Genomic DNA, 4,097 nt, shown 5'->3' on the forward strand with positions numbered 1-4,097 from the left:
CTTCGCCTGGCCGGGCGGCGACCCGTTCGGCGGCCAGACCTTCGAGCGCCCCTGGTTCGGCGACAGCATGGCGCTGGCGAAGCTCAAGGCCGACGTGGCCTTCGAGATGTTCGACATCCTTGGCCAGCCCTTCTACTGCATCCACGACGCCGATGTGCGGCCCGAAGGCGCGACCTTTGCTGAAAGCCTGAAGAACCTGAACCAGATCGCCGACTACCTCGGCGAGAAGCAGGCCAGCCACAAGGCCAAGCTCCTCTGGGGCACCGCCAACATGTTCAGCCACCGGCGCTGGATGTCGGGCGCGGCCACCAACCCGGACCCGGATGTCTACGCCTATGCCGCCGCCACGGTGAAGGCGAACATGGATGTGACGCATCGCCTGGGCGGGCAGAACTATGTGCTCTGGGGCGGGCGCGAGGGCTATGAGACGCTTCTGAACACCGACCTCAAGGCCGAGCGCGCCCATGCCGGGCGCTTCCTGCAACAGGTGGTCGAGTACAAGCACAAGATCGGCTTCAAGGGCGCGATCCTGATCGAGCCCAAGCCGCAGGAGCCGTCGAAGCACCAGTACGATTACGACGTCGCCACGGTCTACGGCTTCCTGAAGGAGTTCGGGCTGGAGGGTGAAGTCCAGACCAACATCGAACAGGGCCACGCGATCCTGGCCGGACATTCCTTCGAGCACGAGATCGGGCTGGCGGCAGCCCTGGGCATCTTCGGCTCGATCGACATGAACCGGAACGACTATCAGTCCGGCTGGGACACCGACCAGTTCCCGAACAACCATGCCGAGAAGGCGGTGGCCTTCTACGAGATCCTGAAGGCGGGTGGTTTCACCACCGGCGGGGTCAACTTCGACGCCAAGATCCGCCGCCAGTCGCTGGATCCGGAAGACCTGATCCTGGCCCATGTCGGCGGCATGGACACCTGCGCCCGGGCGCTGAAAGCCGCCGCCGCGCTGCTGGAAAGCGGTGAGATGGAGGCCGCCGTCAAGACGCGCTATGCTGGGTGGAATGACCCGAAGGCGCAGGCGATGCTGAAGGGCTCGCTGGAACAGGCCGCCGCGCGGGTCGTGGACGAGAAGCTGGAACCGCAGCCGAAGTCCGGGCGGCAGGAGCGGCTGGAAAACCTCTGGAACCGCTACGTCTGACGCCTCCTCGCGCGCCTTCGGCTTTTCGTCGGTTGGCGAGAAGCGCCAAAGGCGACGACGAGCGGTTCAGTCGCCCCCGGCCAACAGCGCGGCAAGACCCTGCGGGTAGTCGGGATAGAGGAGCTTCACCCCCAGCTCCTCCTTGATCCTGTCGTTCCTGACCCGCTTCGATTCCATGTAGAACCCCCGCGCCATCGGGGTCATCGTCGGCTCCACCTCGGCGAAGGGCACGGCGGGCGGCTCGGGCAGACCCAGAAGGCGGGCGGCATAGCCGATCACCTCGTCCGGCGGGCAGGGGTTGTCGTCGCAGACGTTGTAGGCCGCGCCGGGGTTCGGCTTGCGGATCGAGGCTTCCAGCACCTGCGCGATATCCTCGACATGGATGCGGCTGAACACCTGCCCCGGCTTGATGATCCGCCGCGCGGTGCCATCGCGGGCCTTTTCGAACGGCCCCCGCCCCGGACCGTAGATACCCGCCAGCCGGAAGATGTGCAGCGGCAGGCCGGTGGCCCGCCACTGGCCCTCGGCCAGCACCCGCTGCCGGCCCCGGTCGGATTGCGGGGTGAGCGGGGTCGCCTCGTCCACCCAGCCGCCGTCATGATCGCCATAGACGCCGGTCGTCGAGAGATACCCCACCCATTGCGCCTTCGACCGCGCGATTTCCGGCACCGCGCGCAGGAACGGATCGCCCTCGGCATCCGGCGCGGCAGAGCAGAGGATATGCGTCGCCTCGGCCAGCGCGGGGCCAAGATCGGCCGGCCAGAGCAAGGGCTCCACCCCTTCGGCGCGGAAGGCTTCGGCCTTCTCCGGTTTGCGGGTGGTGCCGATGACCCGCCAGCCCTGCGGGACCAGGTGGCGGGCAAGGGCGCGGGCGGAATAGCCGTGGCCGAGGGAGAGGAGCGTTGACATGGCCGGACTATCGGGGCGCGGGCCGGGGGGTGCAAGGGCTTGCGGCAAGGGGTCGCGCATTCCATGCTGGCGGCAGATTTTCGTGGTCGCCTGTCTTTCGCCAGAACCGGGTTCCACTTTTGTCGGACAGACTTCAGAGAGGTGCCGCATGGACCAGGGTTTGAAAGGGGCGCTCGGGCTGACCGGGCCGGAAGCCTGCCTCGCCTACTACCGCGACTGGGCGGCGAGCTACGACCAGGGCTTCGCCAGCGAGATGCAATACCTGCTGCCCGCCCATGTCGCCGCCGCCTTCATGGGCGCGCGGGGGCAGGGCCCGGTGCTGGACGTCGGCGCAGGTACCGGTCTTCTGGCGGACTCGCTGCGGCAGATGGGCTTCCAGCACCCCATCGACGCCGTGGACTTCTCGGTCGAGATGCTGGAACGCGCCGCCGAGAAGCGCATCTACGCGGGCCTCTTCCAGGCCGATATCACCAGACCCCTGACCCTGCCGCGCCGCTATGGCGGGATCGTCAGCTCCGGCACCTTCACCGCCGGGCACGTCGGGCCGGGGGCGCTGCCGAACCTTCTCGCCGTCGCCGCGCCGCAGGCGCAGTTCGCGCTGTCGATCAACCGGCGGGTCTGGACCGCGGCGGGTTTCGACGTGGCGCTGGAGGCGCTGGCCGGGGACGGCAAGATCAGCGACCTGCACCTGATCGAGGTCGAGGTCTACGGCGCGGCCGCCGCCGGGATCGACGCCGAACATGCCGCCGACCGCGCGATGATCGCGCTGTTCCGCGCCGCCTGATCCGCCGCTGTCACACCAGCTTCACTTGCGGAACCGCCCGGCTTTCGGCTTATATGCCGGATCATCTTGCAGGACCCGCGATGGACGATCTTCAGACCTCGATCCTCACTCCCGATGCCCCGGCGCCGGAAAGCTTCACCAGCGCCGCCGCCGCCGTCGACCGGCTCGAGGCGCTGTATACCCAGGCGACCCGGTTCCTGTCCGACCAGTTCCTGCGCACCGTGGCCCAGGGCAATCCCGGCCGCCGCATCCGCGCCTTCTACCCGGAAATCCGCATCACCATCACCAGCTTCGACAAGATCGACACCCGCCTGGCCTTCGGCTATGTCGCCGCGCCCGGGACCTATGCCACCACCGTCACGCGGCCCGATCTCTTCCGCAACTACCTGATCCAGCAGATCGGGCTTCTGATCCGCAACCACGGCGTCTCTGTCGACGTGGGCCTGTCGGACACGCCGATGCCGGTGCATTTTGCCGTCTCCGGCAGCGCCGTCGCCATCCCGCAGGAAGGGGTGATGGACTTCTCGCTCCGCGACGTGTTCGACGTGCCGGACCTCGTCACCACCAACGACGACATCGTGAACGGCGTGATGACCCGCTACGACGATGGCTCGGCCCCGCTTGCCCCCTTCACCGCGCAAAGGGTGGACTATTCGCTGGCGCGCCTCGCCCATTATACCGCGACCGATCCGACGCATTTCCAGAACCACGTCCTCTTCACCAACTACCAGTTCTACGTCGATGAGTTCGAGGCCTATGCCCGCGCCGCTCTGGGCGATCCGGCCTCGGGCTACACCGCCTTCGTCGCGACCGGCAACCAGCTGATCAGCACGCCGGACGGGGTGATCCAGCCCAGCGAGAAGATGCCGCAGATGCCGACCTATCACCTGAAAAGGGCGGACGGGAACGGGATCACGCTGGTCAACATCGGCGTCGGCCCCTCCAATGCCAAGACCGCGACCGACCATATCGCCGTCCTGCGCCCCCATGCCTGGCTGATGGTCGGCCATTGCGCGGGCCTTCGGAACAGCCAGTCCTTGGGCGATTTCGTCCTCGCCCATGCCTATCTGCGCGAGGATCACGTGCTGGACGATGACCTGCCGGTCTGGGTTCCGATCCCCGCGCTGGCCGAGATCCAGATCGCGCTGGAAGATGCGGTGGAAGAGATCACCCAGCTGGAAGGCTACGAGCTGAAGCGGATCATGCGCACCGGCACCGTCGCCACCATCGACAACCGCAACTGGGAACTGCGCG

General features: G+C 67.3%; 4 protein-coding genes. 3 read left to right on the forward strand and 1 reads right to left on the reverse strand.

The window, feature by feature from the left end; genetic code table 11:
* The coding region (xylA, locus tag V7Q39_RS19665) for a xylose isomerase (protein WP_333818305.1) at window positions 1-1,150 on the forward strand (1,150 nt) is incomplete at its 5' end.
* Window positions 1,151-1,216: 66 nt separating this feature from the next.
* Here the strand turns inward: xylA and V7Q39_RS19670 are convergent.
* Complete coding sequence (locus tag V7Q39_RS19670) at window positions 1,217-2,059, reverse strand: SDR family oxidoreductase (protein WP_333818306.1); 843 nt, start codon at window positions 2,057-2,059, stop codon at window positions 1,217-1,219.
* Between the two features lie 148 nt (window positions 2,060-2,207).
* Here V7Q39_RS19670 and V7Q39_RS19675 point away from each other — a divergent pair, with 148 nt between their 5' ends.
* Complete coding sequence (locus tag V7Q39_RS19675) at window positions 2,208-2,843, forward strand: class I SAM-dependent DNA methyltransferase (RefSeq protein ID WP_333818307.1); 636 nt, start codon at window positions 2,208-2,210, stop codon at window positions 2,841-2,843.
* Window positions 2,844-2,923: 80 nt separating this feature from the next.
* On the forward strand, window positions 2,924-4,097 hold a 1,174-nt coding region (locus V7Q39_RS19680), incomplete at its 3' end, for an AMP nucleosidase (protein ID WP_333818308.1).

The organism is Tabrizicola sp. (assembly GCF_036781545.1).
Classification (GTDB): Bacteria; Pseudomonadota; Alphaproteobacteria; order Rhodobacterales; family Rhodobacteraceae; genus Tabrizicola.